This is a genomic window from Novosphingobium sp. BL-S-19 (genome assembly GCF_055521675.1).
Genome location: NZ_CM145497.1, coordinates 1,721,231 through 1,746,015, shown reverse-complemented (window position 1 = coordinate 1,746,015; position 24,785 = coordinate 1,721,231). Strand labels below are relative to the sequence as shown.

At 62.1% G+C, this 24,785-nt stretch carries 19 protein-coding genes and 1 pseudogene; 15 read left to right on the top strand and 5 right to left on the bottom strand.

Translation table 11 applies throughout. The features are described from left to right. Positions 1–12 precede the first annotated feature (12 nt). From kdpB to ACZ1JV_RS07295, 6 genes are all read left to right on the top strand, one after another. A complete protein-coding gene (kdpB, locus tag ACZ1JV_RS07320) occupies positions 13–2,061 on the top strand; it encodes a potassium-transporting ATPase subunit KdpB (protein WP_465149009.1) in 2,049 nt (682 codons plus the stop codon). An 11-nt stretch (positions 2,062–2,072) separates the two neighbouring features. Beyond that, positions 2,073–2,663 carry a potassium-transporting ATPase subunit KdpC gene (kdpC, locus tag ACZ1JV_RS07315; RefSeq protein ID WP_465149008.1) on the top strand — a complete coding sequence of 197 codons (591 nt, stop codon included), beginning with the start codon at positions 2,073–2,075 and terminating at the stop codon, positions 2,661–2,663. Further along, positions 2,660–5,329 (top strand): DUF4118 domain-containing protein, encoded by a 2,670-nt coding sequence (locus ACZ1JV_RS07310; protein ID WP_465149007.1) that lies wholly within the window; start codon positions 2,660–2,662, stop codon positions 5,327–5,329. The genes kdpC and ACZ1JV_RS07310 overlap by 4 nt, the downstream gene beginning before the upstream one ends. Continuing rightward, positions 5,326–6,024: a response regulator transcription factor gene (locus tag ACZ1JV_RS07305; RefSeq protein ID WP_465139390.1), complete on the top strand. Its 699-nt coding sequence runs from the start codon at positions 5,326–5,328 to the stop codon at positions 6,022–6,024. Before ACZ1JV_RS07310 ends, ACZ1JV_RS07305 begins: the two co-directional genes overlap by 4 nt. Positions 6,025–6,237: 213 nt before the next feature. Beyond that, on the top strand, positions 6,238–6,612 hold the full coding sequence (locus ACZ1JV_RS07300; protein WP_465149006.1) for a hypothetical protein: 375 nt from the start codon (positions 6,238–6,240) through the stop codon (positions 6,610–6,612). 266 nt (positions 6,613–6,878) lie between these two features. Then, positions 6,879–7,697, top strand: coding sequence for a TorF family putative porin (locus tag ACZ1JV_RS07295; protein WP_465149005.1), 819 nt, complete (start codon positions 6,879–6,881; stop codon positions 7,695–7,697). A gap of 257 nt (positions 7,698–7,954) precedes the next feature. On the opposite strand, the pseudogene ACZ1JV_RS07290 reads toward ACZ1JV_RS07295, so the two are convergent. After that, a pseudogene (locus ACZ1JV_RS07290) lies at positions 7,955–8,080 on the bottom strand (dihydrodipicolinate synthase family protein); the annotation flags it as partial. A gap of 261 nt (positions 8,081–8,341) precedes the next feature. On the opposite strand from ACZ1JV_RS07290, the gene ACZ1JV_RS07285 reads away from it, so the two are divergent. The 4 genes from ACZ1JV_RS07285 (at position 8,342) to ACZ1JV_RS07270 (ending at position 12,611) form a co-directional block, all read left to right on the top strand. Continuing rightward, positions 8,342–8,611, top strand: a complete 270-nt coding sequence (locus ACZ1JV_RS07285; RefSeq protein ID WP_465139393.1) for a hypothetical protein — start codon at positions 8,342–8,344, stop codon at positions 8,609–8,611. Positions 8,612–8,626: 15 nt separating this feature from the next. After that, complete coding sequence (locus tag ACZ1JV_RS07280) at positions 8,627–9,136, top strand: methyltransferase domain-containing protein (protein ID WP_465149004.1); 510 nt, start codon at positions 8,627–8,629, stop codon at positions 9,134–9,136. Positions 9,137–9,469: 333 nt separating this feature from the next. Continuing rightward, positions 9,470–10,744 (top strand): diaminopimelate decarboxylase, encoded by a 1,275-nt coding sequence (gene lysA, locus ACZ1JV_RS07275; protein WP_465149791.1) that lies wholly within the window; start codon positions 9,470–9,472, stop codon positions 10,742–10,744. Between the two features lie 178 nt (positions 10,745–10,922). Then, entirely contained in the window at positions 10,923–12,611 is a 1,689-nt protein-coding gene (locus ACZ1JV_RS07270; protein ID WP_465149003.1) for an ATP-binding protein, read from the top strand. A 46-nt stretch (positions 12,612–12,657) separates the two neighbouring features. Here the strand turns inward: ACZ1JV_RS07270 and ACZ1JV_RS07265 are convergent, their stop codons facing one another. Together ACZ1JV_RS07265 and ACZ1JV_RS07260 are read right to left on the bottom strand one after the other, a co-directional pair. Continuing rightward, complete coding sequence (locus tag ACZ1JV_RS07265; RefSeq protein WP_465149002.1) at positions 12,658–14,133, bottom strand: esterase-like activity of phytase family protein; 1,476 nt, start codon at positions 14,131–14,133, stop codon at positions 12,658–12,660. Beyond that, positions 14,123–16,462, bottom strand: coding sequence for a TonB-dependent receptor (locus ACZ1JV_RS07260; RefSeq protein WP_465149001.1), 2,340 nt, complete (start codon positions 16,460–16,462; stop codon positions 14,123–14,125). The genes ACZ1JV_RS07265 and ACZ1JV_RS07260 overlap by 11 nt, the downstream gene beginning before the upstream one ends. 313 nt (positions 16,463–16,775) lie before the next feature. Here ACZ1JV_RS07260 and ACZ1JV_RS07255 point away from each other — a divergent pair, with 313 nt between their 5' ends. Genes ACZ1JV_RS07255 through ACZ1JV_RS07245 form a run of 3 tightly spaced genes read left to right on the top strand, consistent with a single transcriptional unit; the run spans position 16,776 to position 18,512 of the window. Continuing rightward, entirely contained in the window at positions 16,776–17,270 is a 495-nt protein-coding gene (locus tag ACZ1JV_RS07255) for a nuclear transport factor 2 family protein (RefSeq protein WP_465149000.1), read from the top strand. Beyond that, on the top strand, positions 17,267–18,043 hold the full coding sequence (locus ACZ1JV_RS07250) for an SDR family NAD(P)-dependent oxidoreductase (RefSeq protein WP_465148999.1): 777 nt from the start codon (positions 17,267–17,269) through the stop codon (positions 18,041–18,043). Before ACZ1JV_RS07255 ends, ACZ1JV_RS07250 begins: the two co-directional genes overlap by 4 nt. A 34-nt stretch (positions 18,044–18,077) precedes the next feature. After that, a complete protein-coding gene (locus ACZ1JV_RS07245; protein WP_465148998.1) occupies positions 18,078–18,512 on the top strand; it encodes a hypothetical protein in 435 nt (144 codons plus the stop codon). A 197-nt stretch (positions 18,513–18,709) separates the two neighbouring features. Here ACZ1JV_RS07245 and ACZ1JV_RS07240 read toward each other — a convergent pair whose 3' ends face one another. Both ACZ1JV_RS07240 and ACZ1JV_RS07235 read right to left on the bottom strand, forming a co-directional pair. Further along, entirely contained in the window at positions 18,710–20,014 is a 1,305-nt protein-coding gene (locus ACZ1JV_RS07240; protein WP_465148997.1) for a DUF2264 domain-containing protein, read from the bottom strand. Positions 20,015–20,016: 2 nt separating this feature from the next. Further along, on the bottom strand, positions 20,017–20,970 hold the full coding sequence (locus ACZ1JV_RS07235) for a DUF4861 family protein (RefSeq protein ID WP_465148996.1): 954 nt from the start codon (positions 20,968–20,970) through the stop codon (positions 20,017–20,019). Positions 20,971–21,100: 130 nt separating this feature from the next. Between ACZ1JV_RS07235 and ACZ1JV_RS07230 the strand changes: the two genes are divergently transcribed. Together ACZ1JV_RS07230 and ACZ1JV_RS07225 are read left to right on the top strand one after the other, a co-directional pair. Beyond that, complete coding sequence (locus ACZ1JV_RS07230) at positions 21,101–21,835, top strand: FadR/GntR family transcriptional regulator (protein ID WP_465148995.1); 735 nt, start codon at positions 21,101–21,103, stop codon at positions 21,833–21,835. A gap of 78 nt (positions 21,836–21,913) precedes the next feature. Next, the gene (locus ACZ1JV_RS07225; RefSeq protein WP_465148994.1) at positions 21,914–24,781 is read left to right on the top strand and encodes a TonB-dependent receptor; all 2,868 of its coding nucleotides are present in this window, start codon (positions 21,914–21,916) and stop codon (positions 24,779–24,781) included. Positions 24,782–24,785: the final 4 nt, after the last annotated feature.

Below are 24,785 nucleotides of genomic sequence, written 5' to 3'. Positions count from 1 at the left end.
GGACTTACCGATATGGCTCGGTCCGCAAAGACTTCAGAAAACAAATCCCTGTTCACGGCAGACCTGATTGCCCCGGCAATCGGTGATGCCTTCCGCAAACTCAATCCCAAGGAACTGATCCGTAACCCGGTGATGTTCACCACTGCCGTGGTGGCCACGCTGCTGACCGTGCTGCTGATCGTCGGGCATGACGGCCTTGCCGCCGGCTTCAAGATCCAGCTGGTGCTGTGGCTTTGGCTCACCGTGCTGTTCGGCACTTTTGCCGAAGCGCTGGCGGAAGGGCGCGGCAAGGCGCAGGCCGCTTCGCTGCGCGCCACCAAGGCGGAACTGACCGCCAAGCGCCTGAAAGGTGACGGTTCCCGCTTCGACAGCGTGGCCGCCAGCCAGCTCAAGAAGGGCGACGTGGTGCTGGTGCAGACCGGCGACCTGATCCCTTCGGACGGCGAAGTCATCCTTGGCGTCGCCTCCGTCAACGAGGCCGCGATCACCGGCGAGTCTGCGCCGGTGATCCGCGAGGCGGGCGGCGACCGCTCGGCGGTGACGGCAGGCACCCGCGTCATCTCGGACGAGATCCGCGTGCGCGTTACCGTCAATCCGGGGCAGGGCTTCCTCGACCGCATGATTGCGCTGGTCGAAGGGGCAGAGCGCCAGAAGACGCCCAACGAGATCGCCCTGACCCTGCTGCTCGTCGGTCTGACGATCATCTTCCTGATCGCCGTCGCGACCATTCCGGGCTTTGCCAGCTATGCGGGCGGCTCCGTGCCGGTCTCGATCCTGGCGGCGCTGCTGATCACTCTGATCCCGACGACCATCGCGGCGCTGCTCTCGGCCATCGGCATTGCCGGTATGGACCGTCTGGTGCGCTTCAACGTGCTCGCCAAGTCGGGCCGCGCGGTGGAAGCGGCGGGCGATATCGATGTGCTGCTGCTGGACAAGACGGGCACGATCACCATCGGTGACCGTCAGGCCACCGAGTTCCGCCCGGTCGGCGGGGCAAGCGTGAGCGAACTGGCCGAAGCGGCGCTGCTGGCCAGCCTTGCCGACGAGACGCCGGAAGGCCGCTCGATCGTCGTACTGGCGCGCGAGAAGTTCGGCTTTGCCGGCACCCGTCTGCCGGAAGGGACCGAGATCATCCCGTTCACCGCGCAGACCCGCATTTCCGGTGTCGATACCGGCGGGCGCGTGATCCAGAAGGGCGCTGTGCAGGCGATCCTGCGGGCAAACCCGGATGCGGGCAGCACCGCAGCCGCTACCGAACTGCGCCGGATTACCGACGAGATCGGCCGCGCCGGCGGCACCCCGCTTGCCGTTGCCGCCGATGGCCGCCTGCTGGGCGCGATCTTCCTGAAGGACATCGTCAAGGCCGGTATCCGCGAACGCTTTGGCGAACTGCGCACCATGGGCATCCGCACGGTGATGATCACCGGCGACAACCCGCTGACCGCCGCCTCCATCGCGGCCGAGGCAGGCGTGGACGACTTCCTTGCCGAAGCCACGCCTGAGGACAAGCTGGCGCTGATCCGCAAGGAACAGCAAGGCGGCCGCCTTGTCGCCATGTGCGGTGACGGTACCAACGACGCTCCTGCCCTTGCGCAGGCGGACGTGGGCGTGGCCATGAACACCGGAACGCAGGCCGCGCGCGAGGCGGGCAACATGGTCGATCTCGATAGCGATCCGACCAAGCTGATCGAGGTTGTCGGCCTCGGCAAGCAGCTCTTGATGACGCGCGGCGCGCTGACCACGTTCTCGGTCGCCAATGACGTTGCCAAGTACTTCGCGATCATCCCGGCCATGTTCATCGTGCTCTATCCGGGGCTGGCGGTGCTCAACGTCATGCATCTTGGCACGCCGCAGAGCGCGATCCTGTCCGCTATCATCTTCAACGCGCTGATCATTCCCTGCCTGGTGCCGCTGGCGCTGAAGGGCGTGAAGTACAAGCCGATGGGGGCAGGCCCGCTGCTGGCGCGCAACCTGGCAGTATACGGCCTTGGCGGCATCGTCGCACCGTTCATCGGCATCAAGCTTATCGACCTGGCCGTTAACGGCCTGGGTCTCGCCTGAGGAGGCGAACCATGAACAACGATATCGTATCCTCGCTACGCCCCGCCTTCGTCATGACCGGCCTTTTTGCCGTGCTGCTGGGCATCGCTTACCCGCTGGCAATGACCGGCATCGGGCAAGCGGTGTTCCCCAGTCAGGCAAATGGCAGCCTTGTCCGGGAAAACGGCAAGGTGATCGGTTCGACGGTAGTCGGGCAGGCCTTCACCTCCGACCGCTATTTCCAAACCCGCCCCTCGGCAGCGGGCAAGGGCTATGACGGGCTGGCATCCTCCGGCTCGAACCTTGGCCCGGCCTCGCAGGCGTTGCATGACCGTGTGAAGGAGCAGGTCGCCACGATGCAGGCGGCTGAGCCGGGCAAGCCCGTCCCCGCAGACCTCGTGACGACCTCCGGCTCGGGCCTCGATCCCGACATCACGCCCGAGGCGGCCTACTATCAGGTTGACCGTGTCGCGCGCGTGCGCGGCATCGATCCGGGGACGCTTCGGCATATGGTGGACGAGAGCGTAGAGCAGCCGCTGCTCGGCTTCATTGGCGAGCCCCATGTCAACGTGTTCGAACTTAATCGACGACTGGACGGAATCGGCATTAAGCAAAGCAAGTGACCGATAACGACAGACCATCTCCAGAGGCCCTCCTGCGCGCTGCCGCGCAGGAGGGCCGCGGCCGACTCAAGATATTCCTGGGCGCCGCTCCCGGCGTCGGCAAGACCTGGGAAATGCTTACCGAAGGACACCAGAGGCGCAATGCCGGGGTGGACGTGATCGTGGGCGTTGTCGAAACGCATGGCCGGCGCGAGACCGAGGCGCTGGTGCAGGGCCACGACGTGATCCCGCGTCGCGAAGTCGATCACATGGGCCACAGCCTTGGCGAGATGGACATCGACGCCATCCTCGCGCGGCACCCCGGACTGGTGCTGGTGGACGAACTGGCCCACTCCAATGCCCCCGGCAGCCGTCATCCCAAGCGGTATCAGGATGTCGAGGAACTGCTCGATGCCGGGATCGATGTCTATTCCACGATCAATATTCAGCACATCGAGAGCCTGAACGATGTCGTCGCCTCGTTCACGCGGGTGCGGGTGCGCGAGACGGTGCCCGATTCCATCCTCGAACAGGCCGAGATCGAGGTCGTCGACATTCCGCCCGATGAACTGATCGAGCGGTTGAAGGACGGCAAGGTCTATATCCCGCATGAGGCGACGCGGGCGCTGGGCCACTTTTTCTCCAAATCCAATCTTACCGCCTTGCGCGAACTGGCGCTGCGCCGCGCGGCGCAGGCGGTGGATGCGCAAATGCTGGAGCATGTGCGCGCCAATGCCCTGGCCGGCACCTTCGCGGCGGGCGAGCGCATCGTCGTTGCCATCAGCGAATATCCCCATGCCGCCGGATTGGTGCGAGCGGGAAAGCGCATGGCCGATGCCCTGAAGGCCCCATGGACCGTGGTGCATATCGAAACCCAGCGCGACCAGCATTTCAGCGAGGCCGAGAGGCGCCAACTGGCCGATACGCTGGCGCTTGCATCGCGATTGGGCGCGTCGACCGCCAGCATTCCCGCCACAACGGTCGTCGAAGGCCTTGGCATTTTTGCGCGCGATGCGCGTGCGACTCAAATCATCATCGGAAAATCGAACCGCTCGTGGTGGTTCGAGCAACGCCACGGTTCGGTTGTGGACCGACTGGTGCGCTCGGTCGGCGATATCGCCATTCATGTCCTGCCCTCCGGTCCCGAGCAGGGCGCTACCGTGCAGAAGCGCGAGGCGCCGCGCGGTCATTGGGGGCAGCCCAGCGACTATGTCTGGTCGTTGTTGATGGTGGCCGGCATCACCATTCTCGGGCGGCTGCTCATAGAGGCGATCGCGCTTGGCAATATCGCGTTGCTGTTCCTGATCCCGGTCATGTTTGCGGCAGCGACATTCGGATTGCGGGCAGGGCTCTTCGCCGGCCTCGTGGCCAGCCTTGCCTATAACTTCTTTTTCCTGCCGCCTACGGGCACGCTAACCGTCAACAATCCCGAGAACGTGATCTCGATTCTGGTGCTGCTGGGGGTAGCGATCGTCACCAGCCAGTTCGCCGCGCGCGTTCGGGCGCAAGCGGATCTGGCCGGTTCCAGCGCGCGACAGAATGCTGCGCTGGCCAGTTTTTCGCGCCAGCTTACGACAGCGCCCACGCGCGATGAACTGATGCAGGCAATCTGCGCGGAAGTCGCGCGCCTGCTGGACGTGCGCGCGGTGGTCCTGCTGCCTTCGGCCAACGGACCCGACCTTCGGGCCGCCTACCCACCGGAAGACAAGCTGGACCAGATCGAAATGGCGGCGGCCCAGTGGGTGATCGACAACGAACAGCCGGCGGGCCGCAGCTCCGCCACGCTGACCGCTTCGGACTGGCTGTTCCATCCGCTGGGCACCACGCGCGGCGTTCTGGGGGTTCTGGGCATTGCGCGCAGTGACGCGCGTGATCCTCTGCGCTCCGATCAGGTGCCGCTGCTGATGAGTTTGCTCGATCAGGCCTCGATCGCGTTCGACCGGATGACGCTGGAAGAAGAGAACATGCGCGCCCGCCAGATCGACGAGCGGGACCGCCTGCGCTCTGCGTTGCTCTCCTCGGTCAGCCACGATCTGCGCACGCCGCTCACCACCATCATGACCGCTGCACAGGAAATGAAGCGCCATCCCTCCGCCGCTCTGGCCGATGCGATCGAGACGGAGGCACAGCGGCTCAACCGTTTCGTCGCCAACCTGCTCGACATGGCCCGGGTCGAAGCGGGGGCGCTGCCACTGAAAGTGGAGGCGACCGACTTGTTCGATGCGGTGGCAGGTGCGGTTCACGATACGCGTGCGTCGCTGCAAGATCACGGTGTGAACGTGGATATCGTTCCGGACATTCCGCTCGTCCGGGTCGATCCCGTGTTGCTGCACCACTGCCTGATCAACCTGCTCGACAATGCGGGCCGTTACGCCGATTCGGGCACCCCGATCCTCATCCGCTGCCGCCGCCTGCCGGATGCCCTTGCGCTGTCGGTGATCGACCAGGGGCCCGGCATTCCGCCGGGTCAGGAAAAGCGCGTCTTCGAGACATTCACACGGCTCGAAGGCTCCGACCGGGTCCGCCACGGCACCGGGCTCGGCCTCGCGATCGTCAAGGGTTTTGCCGAGGCGATGGGGCTCTCGGTGGAGGCCAGCAACAATGACGATCCATTGGGGGCCTGCTTTACCATTCGCATTCCCGAGGCGCTGGTCGTACCGCACCTCGACAATAAGGAAGTCCTATGAAAATCCGCCACAAGGTTCTCATCGTCGATGATGAACCCCACATCCGGCGCCTGATCCAGACCGCGCTCGCCCGTGCCGATTACGCGACGCTGGAGGCGGAGAATGCGCGAGAGGCGCTGGACCGGTTGCGGCAGGAACGTCCGGAGATCGTGTTGCTAGACCTTGGCCTTCCCGATCGCGACGGGCTGGAACTGGTTCCGATCATCAAGCAGAATGCCGAAACCACGCTGATCATCGTTTCCGCGCGTGACGCGATCGAAGAAAAGGTGACCGCGCTGGATCTGGGCGCGGACGACTATTTGACCAAGCCTTTCGATACGGCCGAGCTTCTCGCCCGGGTGCGCGTGGCGCTGCGCAACCGCATGACCCGCGATGGCGGGGTGCCGGCGATCGAGGTTGGCGATCTTTCCATCAACCTGCTTGAGCGCAAGATCATGAAGGCGGGCAAGGAAGTGCATCTGACGCCCAAGGAATATGCCGTGCTGGCCCAACTCGCAAAGTATCCCGGGCGCGTCATCACGCATGATCAGATCATGCAGCATGTCTGGCCGAACGAATCCGAACGCCACGTCGAGTATCTGCGCGTTCTGGTGCGGACATTGCGGCAGAAGCTCGAAGTGGATCCCCAGCGTCCCCAGATCATCAGCAACGACGTTGGCATCGGCTACCGCCTCCGCTTGCCGGAAGACGAATGACCGGCGGAAATCGCAACTGACAATCCTATGCAATCTCTACGCCAGGAGCAGCTTTCGACAGTTACCCATTCGCATATGATTTGCATATGATTGCACGGTTCATGTGCTCAGACGGCGCCAGAGTAATGAAATCTCTACGATGAGCGCCGTTCCTCACTCTCGAATTGCTATGCGTTGCCGATTAATTGGAGAGCCTCTTTTGGGAGGCGCTCGATGGCCGGATGGCATGAAACTTGGGCTGCGCAGATCGGTTTGCGCTTGGGCGGTGCTGCCGTTCTGGGGGTGGGCTATTGGGTCGGATCGGTGCTTTACGCCCGCGTCCATCTGCATCCGCCGCAGCAAGCGAGCGCCGCAGAGCTTGGTCTTTGCCTTGTTCTGGTCATGCTGCTGGTAGTCGGCAATGCGCTGTTCTTCGTGGGCCCCGGACTGTGGAAGCAGGTCGAGATTCCGGCACGGTGGCATGCGGCGCTCACGGAGTCGCGGGAATTCGAAATCTTCCCCTACTGCGATTCAGCGGATACCGGCGGAATCCTGACCATGAAACGTGAAAGTGAGATCAAGGCCGGCAAGATGAACTTGCTGGTCTGAATGCCCTACGTGCCGATCGGGAAAGCCAGCAAGCTTCTTTCGACCTTTCGAGTTGCAAACATACTCAATAGAATCTCGAAATATCGAAGCCTTTTCTGTCTTTCAGGTTGGATTTTTGCATGACGTAAATATTCAGCTGCGAGTGGTGAAATTATAAAATTACTATTCGATTGCCGATTGCTCGCTCTCGATATCAAATGCGGTACTGATCTACTTGGGCGTCCTCGAATCGCCGCGCCAGATGGCGGGCAATCCATGAGGACATAATGAAATCTATCGCTATTGCTGCCGCCCTTTTTGCCGGTTTTGCTCCGTTCGCCGCTCAGGCTCAGGAAGAGGCGCCCAGCGCCATAACAGTCTCCGGCTCGGCGACGATCGCTTCGGACTATCGCTTTCGCGGCGTTTCGCAGTCAGACAAGAACATGGCCATTCAGGGCGGACTTACCGTAAGCCATGACAGCGGCGTCTATGTCGGCACCTGGGCCTCGAACCTTTCCGGCTGGGGCACTTTCGGCGGCGCCAACATGGAACTGGACCTGATCGGCGGCTACAAGGCCAAGCTGAGCGATCATGCGACACTGGACGTTGGCCTGACCTGGTACATGTATCCGGGCGGTGCCGACGATACCGACTTCGCCGAACCTTATGTGAAGCTGTCGGGCACAACTGGCCCGGCAACACTGACCGCCGGCATCGCCTATGCACCGAAGCAGTACGCGCTTGCCAACGTGTCAAACGCGCCGAACAGTCGCGGTCAGAAGGAGGACAATCTGTACCTCTGGGGTGACGGTGCATTTGCGATCGCAGGCACCCCGCTGACGGCCAAGGCGCATGTCGGCTATTCGGACGGTAATCCCGGTCTTGGCCCCAATGGGACCAGCGTGGCGCCGACCGGCACGTATTGGGACTGGTCGATCGGCATGGATGCCGCGTGGCGGAACCTCACCTTCAACCTCTCCTATGTCGATACGGACATTACCCGCGCTGAATCGGCCGCCTTGCAGCCGAACTTCAGCAAGGGCCAGGATGGTACCGGTTCCATCGCCGATGCCGCCGTCGTCGCCTCTCTGACGGCAGCATTCTAAAGCAGTTTTCCACCCGACTGCGTCGGATGGACTGCTCTAAGATTCTGGTTTGGCGCATTTTCCGAGTCATCAGGTGATCCCACCTGACTAGAAAATGCCCTAACGGGGGAGAGCCCGGCATAGGAGGAGTGCCGGGCTCTTTTTCCGTACTGGGGGCATGGCGCCAGCTTGCTCGAAGCGTCCTTCCCGGACCACGATCGCAATCGTCGCCAGTTTACGGCCTCGTCCAACATTAAGCGTCAGGGGCGCAGCGCTCTGCCGCATGCGGCCAATCCGGATGAGCCTTCTTCGATCAGCCAGCCAACGTGATCGCGAAGCGCCGCTTCGTCGATTCTGTCATCCCGAAAAGGTGTGGGGATCGCGGGAATAGAGCCCGAGAACATGAATGCGTCTCCTGAGGGTCAAGGAGACGGGTAAATACGAAAGGAAGGATATGAATTCGAGACAGGCTTCCAATTGGGACCGTATGATTTTCATTGAATTTTATAGATGGCGGCAGTCTGGGCAGTTCTGTCTTGGCATATGAAAAATTCAATGGATTTTCATGGGTGTCGATCTGGAATTGAAACGGAGAGACTTATAACTTCGCTACCTCGGTCGCTAAGTTGCAGGCCGAACAATTGCGTAGCTTTAAGGAGCTCTTCGTGATCGAATCCGCAAACTCTCCGGAGCCTGACCGACGCGCGTCGGTGATTTACGTCGGTCAGGATCAAGCCGGGCATTGGCTCGTGCAGGAAAACCACGGTCTTCTAGAAGGCCGTTTCATTTCACGCCACGCTGCATGGCGATTTGCGCGTGACGAGGTTCATGCCTTTCCTGGCGCCGTCATCGTCTTCACGACGGACTGGATCGTGCCGGCCATTCCATTCGAACCTGTGCCGGCATCGGCTCAGAACCTAGAATGCGCGGCGTGAAGGGTGGGAAAGGCAATGCACTATTCTCTATCTCTGCCGACCGGATCGCCGTGGCCGATCGTTTCGATCGGAGCCAGCGTGCTCGATCCCCGCGCGACCCTTTCCGCCGAGAGCGATCCGCGTTGGAGATCGCTTCTGGGTCGTTTGAAATCGCTGCGCAAGCGCGGGCGCCGATCTGTGCGCATCGTCGATATCAATTGCGGGAACGGCGCCCTGCTTATCGCGGCCGCCAGGAAGGCTCGCTCATTGGGATTTCTCGCGATCGAGTGCCTCGGTATCGATCGGGACTGCAATGCCATTGAGGAGGCGTGCCAGCGCGCGCTTCGATCGGTTGATTCTGCAATCGGCTTGAGCTTTGAGGTTCGTGAGCCGCTTGCCCAACTTGAAGTGGAGGCAGAATTTCCGGCTGATATCCTGCTGTACGAAGCCTCGGCCCATCCCGGCAAACACTTGCGAGAGGCTGTAAGGCGGGCAGGTGACCTGACGCTGCGCGTCGCTCCTTCGCCAAAGAGAGGCTACGCATGACGCGCCGGGATTTGCTGTGGCGCGGGCTGGGTGGGTTCCTCTTTATCGGAGCGCCGTCCATCGTGTGGTCCACTGCAACCGATGGTGAGGGGGCAGGCACGGCTGTTACCATGATTTGCATGGCGATGATGATTTTCGGCCTTGTGCTGCTTGTACAAGGGAAAAAGGTCGCTCTTGCATGGCGGGTCGAAAGCAGTCCGCACCGAATGCTCCCGGCGATGATCAGGTCGCGTCGCCGCGAACGGCGCATGAGGCGACGGCCTTAGAGACCGTTTGAAAATTCGCGAAATGCGAATTTTGCGGCACCGGCCCTCTCCCCTTCAGGATATTTCCATGAAATCCTTTCATTTCGAGGCCGGCGTCATGCACGCCGAAGGTGTGCCGCTGGCAGCAATTGCAGAGGCAGTTGGCACGCCCGCTTACGTCTATTCCGCTGGCGCGCTGCGGGGTGCCGCGCGCCGGTTCCGCTCTGCGTTGGCAGCCCTCCCGCGGAAGCGTCTTGCGTTCGCGGTAAAGGCAAATCCGAACCCGGCCATCCTTCGCTTGCTGGCGGACGAAGGTTATGGGGCGGACATCGTATCCGGCGGGGAACTGGCTGCGGCGCTTGATGCCGGAATACCGGCGGATGCGATCATCTATTCAGGCACTGGGAAAACCCGCCGGGAGATCGCCGCCGCGCTTGATGCCGGTATCGGCCAGTTCAACTTGGAACTTGAGGCGGAGGGGCACCTTATCTCGCGGCTGGCAAGCGAACGGGGGCTTCGCGCGCCGGTCACCTTGCGGGTTAACCCGGACATTGATGCCGGCACGCATGCCAAGATCACAACAGGGCGGCGGGCCAGCAAGTTCGGAGTTCCGATCGATGAGGCGCTTGAGATATTCGATCGGCTTGCGCCGCTCGGCGGGCTCGATCTGCGGGGCATCGCGGTACATATCGGCAGCCAGATCGTCGACCTTGCTCCGCTGGAAGCCGCCTACGAGCGGGTGGGGGAATTGCTTTTTGTGCTGCGGGAGCATGGCCATTGCGTGACCCACGTCGACCTTGGAGGCGGCTTGGGCGTTGGCTATCGCCGCGGTGAGGCAGGTGCCGACATCGAAGGATATGGAGCGATGGTTGCGCGGGTTACGCAGCGCTGGGACGTTGTCTTGATGTTCGAACCCGGACGGTCTGTTGTCGCTGAGGCCGGCGTATTGCTGACCAGCGTAATCTGGACGAAACCCGGCGCAAATCGCCGGTTCGTCATTGTCGATGCCGCAATGAACGATCTTATGCGCCCGGCGCTTTACGATGCGCTGCACGAATTTTCCGCCGTGCAACCCAGTGGGCGGCGGATCGTCGCCGACATAGTCGGGCCTATTTGCGAAACAGGAGACACTTTTGCCATCGGTCGAGAAATCGACAGGGTTGAAACGGGCGATCTTGCGGTCTTCCACACAGTCGGCGCCTACGGCGCTACCATGGCCTCGACGTATAATTGCCGGGCGTTGCCTCCGGAGGTGCTCGTGGAAGGCGACCAATTCGCGATAGTTGCCGAACGGATGGAGGCCAGTGAAATTGCCCGGTTTCGCGCCAGGCGAGTCACCGTTTCCGCCGCTCCGGCCGTTTAAGAGGGCAGTGGGGTTCGCAATGCCGAAGCTGAGGAATGCTCGGCATCGGCAGCCGCGCACGATTTCGAGCTGGAGCCCGAACCCCGCAAAACAGCGTATATCTGATTAAATCGCTGGAAGTTTCCCGGCGATATCTTTCGGCTTGGACTCAATTTTGTCGATGCCAAGGCCGCAAGCGATGGATGCTACCTCGATCCGCTCGACGTCCGAATATGTCGCGGCAATGGAGCGGCTGGTAACCGCCGTTCAGGATCTTTCCCGGGCGCGTGATATCAACGCGGTCACGGCCGTCGTGCGGGATGCTGCCCGCAACCTGACCGGGGCGGATGGGGCCACCTTCGTCTTGCGCGATGGCGACCAGTGCTATTACGCCGAGGAAAACGCGATTGCCCCGCTATGGAAGGGCAAGCGATTTCCGATGAGTATCTGCGTCAGCGGTTGGGTCATGCTGAATGCGCAATGCGCGGTCATCGAAGATATCTACGACGATCCGCGTGTTCCTGTGGAAGCCTATCGCCCCACCTTCGTGAAAAGTCTTGCGATGGTGCCAATTCGCCAAAGCGCCCCAATCGGTGCCATCGGCAATTACTGGTCCAGTCGTCGAATACCGTCTGCCGAGGAACTGGCAATACTGCAGGCCCTTGCCGATACGACTTCGGTGGCGCTGGAGAGTGCCGATCTCTACGCACGTCTGCAGGGCATGGTTCACACCCTGCAGAAACAGCGGCAGCGCATCAGCGAGCAGCATGAGAGCCTGGGCGTCTTCACACGTGCATTGGCTCACGATTTGCGAGAACCGGTCAGGACGCTGATCTCGTTTTCCAATCTGCTCCGCGATCCGCAGGAAGATGAGGAAAGCCAGGATACTTATCTGCGATACATTGGCGAATCTGCAATTCGGATGGGCGCGCTGATTGACTCCGTATCGCAGTATACACGGCTGGACGGACCAGAGCATCACGAGCCTGTCGTTTGCGTGCTAACCGATGTGATCGCCGAGGTGCGCCAGAGCCTCGACCGCATCATCACGGAGCGAAACGCCACGCTAGTCCACGGCCCTTTGCCGCAGCTCCTGGCCGATCCTGTACATTTGCGGCAGTTGTTCCAGAACCTGATCGCCAACGCCATCCTTCACAACGAACCGGGGGTGACGGTAACAATCGGCTGTGAGATCGCCGAAGGGGGCTACGCCTTCTTCGTCCGTGATGACGGCTCGGGTATTCCCGAGGATCAGTTTGAGCAGATATTTCAACCCTTTCGCCGGCTGTCGCATCACAACGAAACCTCGGGGCTCGGCCTCGCGATCTGCCAGCGTATTGTGGCTTTGTACGGTGGACGGATTGGTTGTGAAACCGTGCCCGGATCCGGAGCAAAATTTCGATTTTCCCTGCCGGACGCGGAGGAACCCCGCGCCCCGCAGCCGAGTGAGGGGGACGCGATGGCAAATGTCCTGATTGTCGATGATCGGGAGGCGGATCTTGAACTGACCGAACTAGCTCTGTTCAGGCGGCCCAAATTGCGATGCAACTTACGCAGCGCACGCGACGGGAGAGAGGCGCAGCGCATTCTCTACGAGCCTGACAATGACGTGGATCTGATACTGCTCGACATCAACATGCCCGATGTCGATGGCTTCAAATTGCTGGAACGTATGCGGGAGGACGTTGCGCTGAGCCGGGTGACGGTGATCATGTGCAGTGGCTCCGACTACGAACCCGATCAGCGGCGATCTGCGGAGCTTGGCGCGGCGGGTTACCTCTTGAAGCCGCCGCGGTTTGCGAACTTCAGGGATATCGTGATCCGTCAGCCGGGCTTCAGTCTGCTTGGTGACGATACAGGAATGACGCTGGTCCGCACCGAAGACTGACAAATGGTGGATCGCTTGTCGCTTGGTCCTTGCTTCCAACTGCCCATCAAAGCAAGGGTTCCGGCAGCCTGACACGATAGACGAGGATCCGGTTGTCATTGTCGATGTCGGAATCGCATGGCTGGCCGGACATCCGGCAATGCCGGGCAATGAAATCGTTGTCGTTGCCGACGAACAGGAAATAGTCGGCCGGGTGGTCCGGATCCATCACGGGCGCAAAGTCCATCGCTTCCCATTTCTCGGAAAGCGCCGTGATGCTCAATCCGAAGCGGCCCAGTTGCGCCGGATTGAGCAAGTTCACGAACTCGGCCCGCTCGGCAGGCACGATGCCCGGCCGCAGGACGGTGCTGTCCGGTTTCTGCAGAACCGATGCCACGCCGGTTTCGTACTCGGAGCCGGCGATGTTCGTCGCGCCTGCAAGGTCCACCAGCAGTATGGACTTGTAGACGATCGGCCGGTCTCCGTCCGCCCCGCGCCCGGCGGCATCGCGCGCAAGCATCAGGAACCGGTGATCGTCCAGCGCGCGGATCTCGCTCTGCGCAGCGGTGCGATTGGGCGCGCCGCCATCGCCCGTGTCGTTGTAGGCAGGCAGTTGCACCACATAGTGCGCGGCTGGCCGTACCGGCGTGGGTGAGGCGTGCACATCGTAGGCCAGCACGCGGATGGCGGTGCGGCCGGCCGCATTGCCGGCGGCGCTGTCCTGCATCAGGGCGCTCTGCAGCGTTACCAATAAAGTGCGGCCGTCTGGGGAGAGTGACATACCCTCCGGCCCCTGGTTGTTGCGGCGGCCCGTCTCGGGCGGTTCCAGCGAACCGAAATCGGCCGCGCCGCCCCGCTTCGGTGCCACCGCCGGTGGCGGCTGGATCACGCCGCGCAGTCTGCCGTGCCGATCGAAGTAATAGACATTCGCGGTATATTCGTCGCCGACGTAGAAGCTGCCATCGCGCGTGAACTGCAGGGATTCCGCGTCGAGAGACACCTTCCCGCTGCCGGTCCCGCCAGCCGGAGCCGGCAACAACACGCCGCGCTCGGTCAAAGTACCCGTGCCCGGATCGGCCCCGGTGAACGGTCGCCCGCGAAAGTCCCGCAGTTCAAGCCCGCCATCGGGCACGATATCCAGCCGCCCGTCACCCGGCGTAAAACGGATGCGGAAACGCTCCAGCCGCGCCGGATAATCGAAGAAGAGACGCGCGGCGGGATCGTTGCGCCCACGATCCGGCAGCGTCCAGAGCACGCCTTCGTAGTGATCGCCAACCCGCTTCCAACTCCCCGGCGCGATCTGCAGCGAGGAGAAGGAGCCGAGCGTGTCGCCCAGGAAATCGATCGTGCCCGCCGGGACAGTGCCGGTGCCTACCAGCCCCAGGTTGGCATATGTCCGCCCACGCAGCGTCACCACTTGCGCGCCGGTAGCCTGATCGAGATGCGGCCGCGTAATGGCCTCCTCCCCGCTGGCAAGGGCGGGGAGGGCCATGAACAGGCCTGCCGATGCGGCAAGCCCGATCGTCAGTGCCTTAGAAATCAACGCTGAGCGTTCCGAAGAACTGGCGCGGTGCCGAAGAGTGGAACACCACGATAGTGCCCGCCGCATCGTCCGGCGCGAACACGCTGTTGTCGAGGTTCGCCGCATAGCGCTTGTTGGTAAGGTTGGTGACGTTCAGCGCAAGCTTCGCGCCCTTTACCACGCCAACGGTGCCGAAATCGTAGGTAAGGCCAAGGTCGAACGTGGTGTAGCCGCCGAAGCTCTGGTCGTTGGTATAGGTGTAGTAACGGCGGCCGGTATACTTGCCCTGCACCATGGCGGAAACCGCGCCTTGCGTCAGCGTCAGCACGCTGGCCAGCATTTCCTTCGGCGTATCTACCTGCTGTTTGCCCGCGGTCGCCTTCACGACGCAGGTGGTGGTGCACCAGTTCAGGTCATCGTCGTAGGTGGACTTGTTGTAGGATGCCGAGTTGTACCAGCTCATCCACGGCGCCGGCTTCCACAGCACGCCCAGTTCCACGCCGCGGCTGGTGACGCTGCCGGCGTTGTGGAAGGAGTTGCCGCAACCCGGGTTCTGCTGCTGGTTGGTCGGGCAGGGATTGTACTGCAGCAGGCGGTTGTCGAACTTCACCCAGTAGCCGCTGAGCGCCACCTGCAGCGGGCCGCTGACATAGCGGTAGCCACCTTCGACGCTCTTGGAGGTTTCCGGCTTCAGCGTCTTGCCTTGCGCGTCCCACACGGTCTGGGTGACCGACTGCGGGCCGAGCTTGAAGCCGCCCTGGTACATGGCCATGTTCTCGGCATAGCTGGCGTAGAGTTCGTGGCGCGGGGCGACCTGCCAGTGCACGCCGACTTCGGGCAGGAAGTAGTCCTTGGCGGTCAGCGAACCCGTGGCGAACTGCGTGGAGGCAGGCGGCGCGGCCTTGGCGATCCCGTTCTGCGCTTCGGCGTCCGAACGGGAATAAGTGCCCTTGAAGCCGAAATCGACGGTCAGCGCATCATCCAGCAGATTCACCGTGTCCTGCACGTAGAACTGGCGCGTCTTCCACTTGGTTTCCTGCACCCACTGCGCGGTATCGGGCTGCCCCTTCAGGAACTGCCCGATGTCGAACGGACCAGTAACATTGGCCCAGATGTAGCGGGCGGCGCTGCTCTTGTTCTCCTCAAGCCAGAAGCCGGCCTGGAAGTGGTTGAAGGCCAGATCCCAGCTCAGGCTGCCAAGCGCGCCAGTGCGGTTGATGGTGTAGCGCGTGTCGCGGATCTGCACCGGCACGTCGTCAGCCGTGGTCGTCGTGCCCTGCTTGGACCAGCCGACGATCCAGTTGTTGCCCGCGCCCTTGTCCGTGTGGTGATAGACCTGCGCATGCGCCTTCAGCGTGCTGGTCACGTCGAAATCGCCGGCGAGATAGAACAGGTTGTCGTTGCGCAGGATCTGGCCGTTGGTGAAGGTGACGTCCGAATTTTTCTGCGGCTTCGGCGCGTTGACGCACTTCGTCGGCGCGGTCGGCCCGGTCACCGAGCAATAGGCGACGCCAAGGTAGGAGTCCCAGTCCGGCGCATAGCCGCCCCAATCCCAGCCCAGACGGCTCTGCATGTCCTTCGAGAGGTAGGCGTCGTCAGCCTGATTGGTGCGCGAAAGGTCTGCAAAGGCGGTGATCGTGCCGCCGGTGAATTCGTATTTCGCCTTGGCGTTCAGCTGCTTGCCGGTGGAGCGGTTGTAGGCGCGCTGGTGCACGAACAGGTCCTGTTCGCTGTACTGGCCGGAAACATAGGCCGAAAAGCCGCCATGTTCGCCGGTATCCAGACGCACGAAGGTGCGCAGGCTGTCCGCGCTGCCGAAGCTCTGGCTGAACGATGCGCCCATGTCCTTGCGCGGATCGCTGCTGACGTAGATCAGCGCGCCGCCAAGGTTGCTGGTGGAGGCGATGCCAAGCCCGGCGATGCCGGTTGCCAGATCGGCCCGGCCAAGGTTTTCGGAGATCAGCGCACGGCTGATCGAAAGGCCGTTGTAGTTGTTGTAGGCACCGTCGCCCAGCGGCATGCCGTCCAGCGTATAGCCCAGATGCGTGGTGCTGAAGCCGCGCACTTGCAGCGAAAGCGACTGTTCGTTGACACCCAGCGCGTCGATCGACTGAGCACTGACGCCCGGCAGGAAGTTCAGTGCCTTCTGCACGCTGGTGCCCGGCGGCAGCACGTCGAGGTTTGCCGGCAGCAGGGTGGAGACGGAGCGGGTCTGCCCACTGCCGATCACGACGATGTCGTGAGTTTCGCTGCCGTCCGTGGCGCCCGGCTCCGCATCTTGCGCCTGCGCCTGAACGGATACCGTGAAACTGGCGGCGACCGCCAGCGCGACAACGGACTTCTGCAACATTCATGCCCCCATGTTTTTCGAAAATGCCGATGGATTCCACGGATCGTGGCGGCTGCTTTTCCGGGGCGGGCCTATTCCACGCGTTGATGACGCTTTCGCTACAATCTGGAAACATAAGAGAAAAATCTGCTTCGGGAGGCGTGCTCGTCCCTTGCATCGCCGATCTCCGCAAGCTCGCTTCACTCTGCCCTTACCGCCCCGGTGAAGTTTTCGCCGTTTGGCGTGCCGTGCTGGACGGTTCGCGGATGGCGACATAGGCTGCGGGCAAGCCTCGATACGAAACCGGCAAAATCAAACGGGGAGAGGAATGGGAATGGACGTCGAAGCCCGTCTGGCCGCGCTTGAGGCGCGCTGCCGCAAGGCAGAGGATCATCTGGAAATCCTCAACTTGCTGAACTCCTACGGCCCGCTGGTGGACAGTGCCACGGCAGGCCCGGCCGCCGATCTTTGGCAGGAGGGCGGCGGCTACAGCTTCACTTTGCCCGATGGCGGCACCCGGCGCCTTTCCGCCCCCGAAGAGATCGCAGACATGTACAGCTGGCCGGGGCATCTTGAACTGGTGAACACCGGCTGTGCCCATCTTACCGCCACGCCGAAGATCACCGTGGATGGCGATGCGGCGCAGGCCGTCGGCTACTCCGTGGTCGTGCTGAAGGAGGAGGATCGCTGGTTCCTCTGGCGCGCGGCGGTGAACCACTGGACTCTGGTGCGGACAGAGGACGGCTGGCGCATCGCCGAACGCGTCAACCGCGCATTGGACGGTTCGCCGGACAGCCACGAGATCATGCAGAAGGTGGCGCGGATATGAGCCGCTTCGAGGGCAAAGTGGCGATCATCACCGGCGCCAGCACCGGGTTGGGTCCAGTCATGGCCACGATGATGGCCGCGGAAGGCGCCCGATTGGTGCTTGCGGCAAGGCGCCTTGAACTGGTGGAGGAAGTCGCAGCCGCCATCGGCCCCGCCGCGATCGCGGTGCGCGCCGACGTCACCGACGAGGCGGACGTTGCCGCCATGGTAGAGGCGGCGATGGACCGCTGGGGTCAGGTCGACGTGATGATGAACAACGCCGCGGTTCCCGGCACCGACAAGTGGATCTGGGAACAGACGGCCGACAATTTCCTGGACACCTATCGCACCGACTGCATGGCCGCGATGCTCTGCACGCGCGAGGTGCTCAACCGGTCGATGCTGGAACGGCGGACAGGATCGATCGTCAATTTCTCGTCCAGCGCGGGGTGGGACGGGATGGTGCGGAAGAGCCATTATTCCGCCGCTAAGGGCGCGCTGCGCATTCTAACCAAGACCATCGCGCGCGAGGTGGGAGAGTTCGGCATTCGCTGCAATTGCGTGGTGCCCGGCGCGATCGGCACGGACCTGATGGTCAACTACATGAAGCGCGTCGCGGGCGAGCAGGGAAAGACCTATGAGGAAGTGGAGGCAGGTCTCGTTGCCGGACTGCCGCTGAAGACTTTCTCCAGCCCGGAGGATGTGGCGCGCATGGCGCTGTTCCTGGCGTCTGACGAAGCGCGGACGATCACCGGGCAGTCGATCAATGTCGATGGCGGTCTGGTGATGTCGTAACCGCATGAAAAATCGGAAAAAAAGGGAGAGGAACATGGCGAACGAAATGCCCGGGGCGAGCGAATTTTCCGGCCTTACCCGCAAGGTGATCGAATATAGCGAGGCGTTCTCTGGGCTGGTCGAGAAATCCAAGACGCAACCCCTTGAGGACGCCGATTGGGCCGCCATCGAGCGCCTAGTCGATGTGGAGAGCTACGTCCGCATGGGCGTGTTCCTGGGCCCGCAGGCCGAAGTGATCGATTGGGCCCAGTACAAGTACTATATCACCCAATATGCTGCTGGAACGTGCTGGGAAGGAACGCTGCGGCACGTAACCGAGCAGCCGGGCCGGGTGATCCTGGAACTGGAGGAGCGCAATGCGCGCGGCGACGTAACCGATGTGTCGAACACGGTGACGATCTACGAATTCGACGATGCCGAGCGGATCCGCCATCTGGACGTCTACGTCATGCCGCTCGAAAAGCGGTGAACCTCACGCCATCGCGTTCCCCTGCGCTCCCCTAAGAGTCTGTTTGAAAAATGCCCGCAGGGGCATTTTTGAGGCGGCACCGGCCCTCTCCCCCACCCTACCACCCGCAGGATAATACCGATGGGTGGTAGGGTGGGGGAGAGGGCCGGTGCCGCAAAATTCGCATTTCGCGAATTTTCAAACGGTCTCTAAGGATTTCAGAAGTCCACGTAATAATCCTTTGGAAAATCTGCTCCGCCATAGGCCTTGCGCATGGTCCAGGGCTGTCCTTCGGCTTGCCAATAGCTGTTGCTGGCTGGCAGCCCGAGCGCGAGCAGGCTTTCGGCGGCGATATACATGCTGCCGGCATTCGAATAGACGTCGCCCAGGCTGGGCTGATGACGGGCGAAGCCGATCGTCAGGAATCCCTGGGCATTGAAATTGCTGGGATCGGCAAAGATGCGGCGCTGTGTGGCCAGTGTGGCGGCGCGAACCTGACCTTCGGGCAGTTTGGCATGAAGCAGTTTCTTCCATGCCAGATAGGCTAGCGGCTGGTGCACCGCGGTGCGGTACGTCAGCGATCGCCCGACCGGCGGAAACGCGCCGTCCGGGCCGATCATGCGTTCCAGGGCTTCGCCGAAGCGCTGCATCCGCTTGATCTGCGTGGCCAGCCTATCCTCGGGGTTCAGCTTATTGAACTTGACCCCGGTGCGGACGAGTACGTCCAGTATCTGCGTCAACATCGGGTGGATGACATAGCTGTTGTACATGTCGAAGTGGAAATGTTCGCCATCGCCGTACCAGCCATCGCCAACGTACCACTCGCCGAACTTGCGGATGGCAAGGTCGATCCGAATGGGGTCCCACTGCGCGCCGACCGACAGCAGGAAGGCCTCGTTCATGGCCGCGAACAGCAGCCAGTTCGTATAGGGCGGGGTTACCCGGCGCAGGCCCTGGATTTCAGCGATGATCCGCGCCTTGGTGGTTGCGTCCAGCGGTTCCCACAGGATCTGCGGCGCGCGCAGCAGCGCACTGGTGAAATAGGCGGAGTCCACCAGCGGCTGGCCCTCCGCGCTCCACAGCAGGTAGTCCGGGCTCTTGGGGTCGACGCTGTGGACGTAGCTGGCCAGCGCCTGTTCGCGCAGTCCGGCACGCAGGCGTGATTCCGCGCTGCCATCGTCCGGCAGCGTCAGCCACGGCGCCAGCCCGTCGATCAACCGGCCGAACGCCTCCAGATAGGCGACCTTGGGATTGCGGCCGTCCCAGGTGGGGCTGAGTTCCGGCGTCCATTCCTGCTGGAGCCGCCCGTTCGCCATGCGTGAGAGCACCGGCGTTGCCATGCGTTCCAACAGCGTCAGCATATAGGCGCGATCTTCGGTGCCGGAATGAAGCACGGCCTGGCCGAACGGTTTTTGTCCTGCGACGCGGGCAGTGGCACGGGCGGTTGCCGCGCCGGTCGAAAGCGCCGCAGTGCCGGCCACGGCGCCGGCCAGCATCGCGCGGCGATCCAGATTCATGGTCATGTTCAGTCCTTCGGAATCGAGAAATCGAGCGTCTGGGAAGTGGCGTAGGCGTCCCACGCCTCCCGCGTCGTGAAGCTGTCCTGCCCTTTGCTCCACGCGCTGCCCGAATAGTAGACGAAGGGCTTGCCGGGCTGCACGTTGAGCAGGACGAGGTAATTGTCCGCATCCTGCCTGATGTCGGCGATCATGCCGGGATCCACGCGCACCGCGATCGCCATGCGGCCATGCGCGCCGTCTTCCGGGCCCCACCAGGAAATCAGGCCCTTGGCGCGGTCCACGGTCACTTCGCCGTCACGCGCGCCGGTCGTGCGCTTGCCTAGACCGATTCCGACCACCAGCGGGGCAGGGGAGTCCGATTGCAGCGTCGATACCAGCCGGGTGAAATGCGTGCCCAGCGGCAGCGTGAAGCGCCGCGTTTCCCATACCTTGCGATCCACATCCACCGGCCAGGGGGCATAGTCCACGCTGAAATCGGCTTCTTTTCCGCCGGATTTCAGGATGCGGGCACGCACGTAATTGCGTGAGGTCCACAGCTTGTTGTCCTGCCAGATGCCCAGCCCACCGGCGCCGCGCGCAGTGCCGACGTTGTAGAAATCCAGACCCTCGCCGTGATAGCCGTGCTGGTCGCCGCTGCGCAGTTGCCGGTCTGCGAACGGCCAGGGCACGTTCTTGCCCCAACTGTCGATGCCCGATCCGGACGGCGGCTCCGCCGCTTCCAGAGCGCGGCCATAGATCCGGTGTGCGGTCTTGTCGTTTTCCCAGAGCAGGTCGTCATAGCGATAGGGGGCGAATTGGGCCACTGCCGCCGGAGTCTTGCTCTCAGGCGCGGGAAGCGGCTTATCCATTTTCAGCTGCATGTCAGCCTGCTGCTGTTGGGCGAGTGCACCACTCGATGCCCAGCCCATCGCCAGCCCCGCTGCAACCAGGGTGCGCGCCGATCTTCGAATTTGCCGCATGTCCTCTCCAAGACTATGTGCGAAAGTTGTATGCCAACCTGATAAATTGCTATCTGTCGTTTGCCAAGAGCTTCGTGTAGGAATGGACAGTGCGGGAGGTTCTTCTTCCGCCGGTGACGAAAGACTTCCCATGGTAAAAGCCGCCTCCCTGGCCGATATCCTCTACGCGAAACTGGAGGAGGAGATCATCTCCGGGGTCATACCTGCCGGATCCAAGCTGCCTTCGCAGAAGGATATTGCCGAGCGCGAGGAAGTGAGCCGGACCGTCGTGCGGGAGGCGGTGGCGCGGCTTGAGGCGCAAGGGTTCGCGGTGGCACGGCAGGGGTCAGGCGTTTATGTGTCTGAAAACGCCCAATATCGCGCCTTTCAGGTGACGAAAGAAGAGCTTACGGAGCTTTCCGACGTTATCAAGCTGCTGGAGATGCGGCAGGCGATCGAGGCTGAAATGGCTGGTCTGGCCGCCGCCCGGCGCACCCAGGCCGATATCACCGAAATGCGCGCGGCGCTGCGTCGCATGCGTGACGTTGGGGACGATCCCACGGCTTCCGCGCAAGCGGACACCGAGTTCCATCTGGCGATCGCACGGGCCACGCAGAACGATTATTTCGTAAGATTCATACAGTTCCTGGGTGTGCGGCTGGTCCCGCCGCGTAGCCTTTATCTGCGCGACCAGTCCGAGGATGCGCACCAGGCCTATGTCGGCAAAGTTCGTGACGAGCACGAGGCGCTGCTGGAGGCGATCATCCGGATGGACATCGAGGGGGCGCGCACGTCGGCGCGGCTGCACATGCAGGAGAGCCTTATCCGCCATTCCGAACTGAGCGATGCCATCACGGGTGCGGACACGATTGAAGGTCTTAAGTAGTCCGACAATTGACAAATAGGTATGGTTGTATGACAACTTTCTCATCACGCGGCGAATCGCGGATGAGGGAGGATGTTCATGAGGGTGGTTACTGCCGCAGCATTGACGGCGAGCGCTTTGGCAATCCTGGCGGCGAGCAACGCAGCCCATGCGCAAGAGGCAACGGCATCGGGTGATCCGGCTGCCGGGGCATCGGCGGACGCATCGCCGCCGACGACCGAGGACATCGTCGTCACCGGGTTTCGCAAGAGCCTTCAGCAAGGCATCGAACTGAAACGCGAAGCCGTGGGCGTGCGCGATTCCATTGTGGCGGAGGATATCGGCAAGTTCCCCGAGGCGAACGTCGCGGACTCGCTACAGCGCATTCCCGGCGTGTTCCTGTCCCGCGATGGCGCGTCGAACGAAGGGCAGCGCATCAGCATCCGCGGTCTGGGTTCGGAATTCACCGTTACCACTATCAATGGCGCGCCGGTCCACACCACGTCATCGCAGAACGTCGGATCGTCCACACGCGATTTCAACTATGACGTCTTCCCGTCGGAGCTGTTCGGCCGGGTGGACGTCTACAAGTCGCCGCTGGCCAATCTTGAGGAAGGCGGTATCGGCGGCAATGTCGACCTGCAAACGCCGCGTCCGTTCGACAGCGCGGGCCGGGTGATCCGCTATACCGCGCAGGCCAACTACAACACCCAGTCGAAGAAGTGGCAGCCGCGCGGATCGCTGTTGTTCAGCGATACCTGGGGCGATTTCGGCGTCCTGCTGGGCGCGGCCTATGCCAAGAACGTCAACGAGCGTTCGGGCTTCCAGTCGACCGGCGGCTACAACTCGTCCGCGATCGGTTCCCTCGCCTATCAGGGGCCAACCACTGTGGGCGGTCCGTTCCAGTTCCAGATGGACCTGGACAATCCGCTGGCGAACTTTGGCGATCTGACCCGCGACGAGATCAATAATGCCTACTTGCCGCGCTTCTACCGCGTGTTCACATCGAACAATACGCGCGAACGCATCGGCGTGGTCGGATCGATCCAGTACAAGACCGATCGGCTGGACGTCAGCGTGGACGGTATCTTCTCCGAACTGAAGGATCAGGCGGACGAATTCACCTTCGGCGCGGCGGTACGCAATTCGCGCACGGTGCCGGGCACCACCAATGCGCCGGGTGTCGGCACGAATTCGGGCATCATCCCGCTCGATGTACATATCGACGAATTCAACAATCTTTACGGCACGTTCGGCAACACCAGCTTTATCCAGGAAAGCTTCTTCCGCAACGCGCGGACCCGGTTCAAGTATGGGATCGTGCGCGCCGTCTACGACCTGACAGACAATCTGAAACTGTCGGCGCAGGGCAATCTCAGCGACAGCAATGCCCGCTACACCGCCAATCGCATCACCAGCAATATCTACGGCATCACCAGCACGTTCGACCCCACGGTGAACGTCACGTATCCGACGATCAGTTCGCCCGTCGATTTTACCGACCCCGCCAACTTCACCGCGCCGGGGCTGGGTTTCTCGCTCAATCGCGAGATCGACAGGGAGAAGACCGCCCGCGCCGTGCTCGACTGGACGCCGGTGGACGATGGCGATCGCACGTTCGCGATCAAGCTGGGCGGCAGCTATGTGGATACCGGCAAGGAAATCTCGCAGCAGGACGGAAGCAGCATTGCCTCTGCCCAGCTCGCCGGGCTCGATGTGTTCTCGTACATGGATCCGTATATCCAGTTCGGCCGGATCCGTGACGGCGGAAACTCGGGCTATCCCTCACAATTCGCGACGTTTCCGCGCTCTTTCGTGATGGACGATCTGGATGCCAATGCCGCCAACGCGGCGGCGCCGGTCAATCTCAACGGCGCGTTCAAAGCCAACGAGATCGTCAAGACCGGCTTCTTCGAAGCCAACTTCACGCTGCCGGTCTTCGGGCGCGAGCTGCGCGGCAACGTGGGCATGCGTTATTCCAACACGCGCACGATCATTCACAACTACCAGAGTGCAGGCTCAGGCGTGTTTCTGCCGCAGCGGCGGGAGGGCGGCTATGATAACTGGCTACCCTCTGCCAGCCTTGCCTATGATGTTACCGACAAGGTGGTCGTACGCGCTTCCGCGGGCAAGACGATTACCCGCGCGGCGTTGACCGCGATTGCCGGCGGCACCATCGTGCCCAATGTGTTCAACCCCGACGTGACGGTGGGCAATCCGAACCTGCGGCCGCAGATGGCCACGCAGTTCGACGCCGGCGTTGAATGGTACTTCGCGCCGGGCGGCCTGCTCAGCATCGGCGCGTTCAAGAAGGACATCGTAGACCGCGCCATGGCGGTGCAGGACTTCGTTACCTTCGGCTCGCTCGGCCTGCCGGACAGCGCCTTCAACGCGGTGGCGTTGGGCTTTCCGGATGGGGATATTCCAGACGATTTCCTGATCCGCCGGACTCAATACGTCAATCAGGGCGAACTGAAGCTGAAGGGCCTGGAATTTGCCTATCAGCAGAACTTCACCTTCCTGCCAAAGCCGTTCGACGGACTGGGCTTCACCGGAAGCCTGACGCTGATCGACCAGAAGGGCGATGACTTCGTCACGATGGAGGGCACCCGCGTGCCGATCCAGTTCGTACCGAAGTATTCGTACAGCGCCACCGCGTTCTACGAAAAGGGTCCCTTCGCCGTGCGCGCTTCCTACAACTACCGCGCGAAGACCGGCATTACTTCGCAGAATACCGGCAACGACCAAATTCCCTACACGGCGCCGCAAGGCTTCCTGGACGGGACGGTCAGCTATAAGCTGAACGACATGATCGAGCTGCGGATCGATGCGCTGAATATCACCAACGAGAACGTCTACATCTTCTACTCCGATCCGGACGGCCCGAAGGGCAACGGCAAGTCGCGGCGCGACAATTCGTTCTTCAACGGCACCACTGTCTCGTTCGGGGTTCGCGGCAAATTCTGAGCCA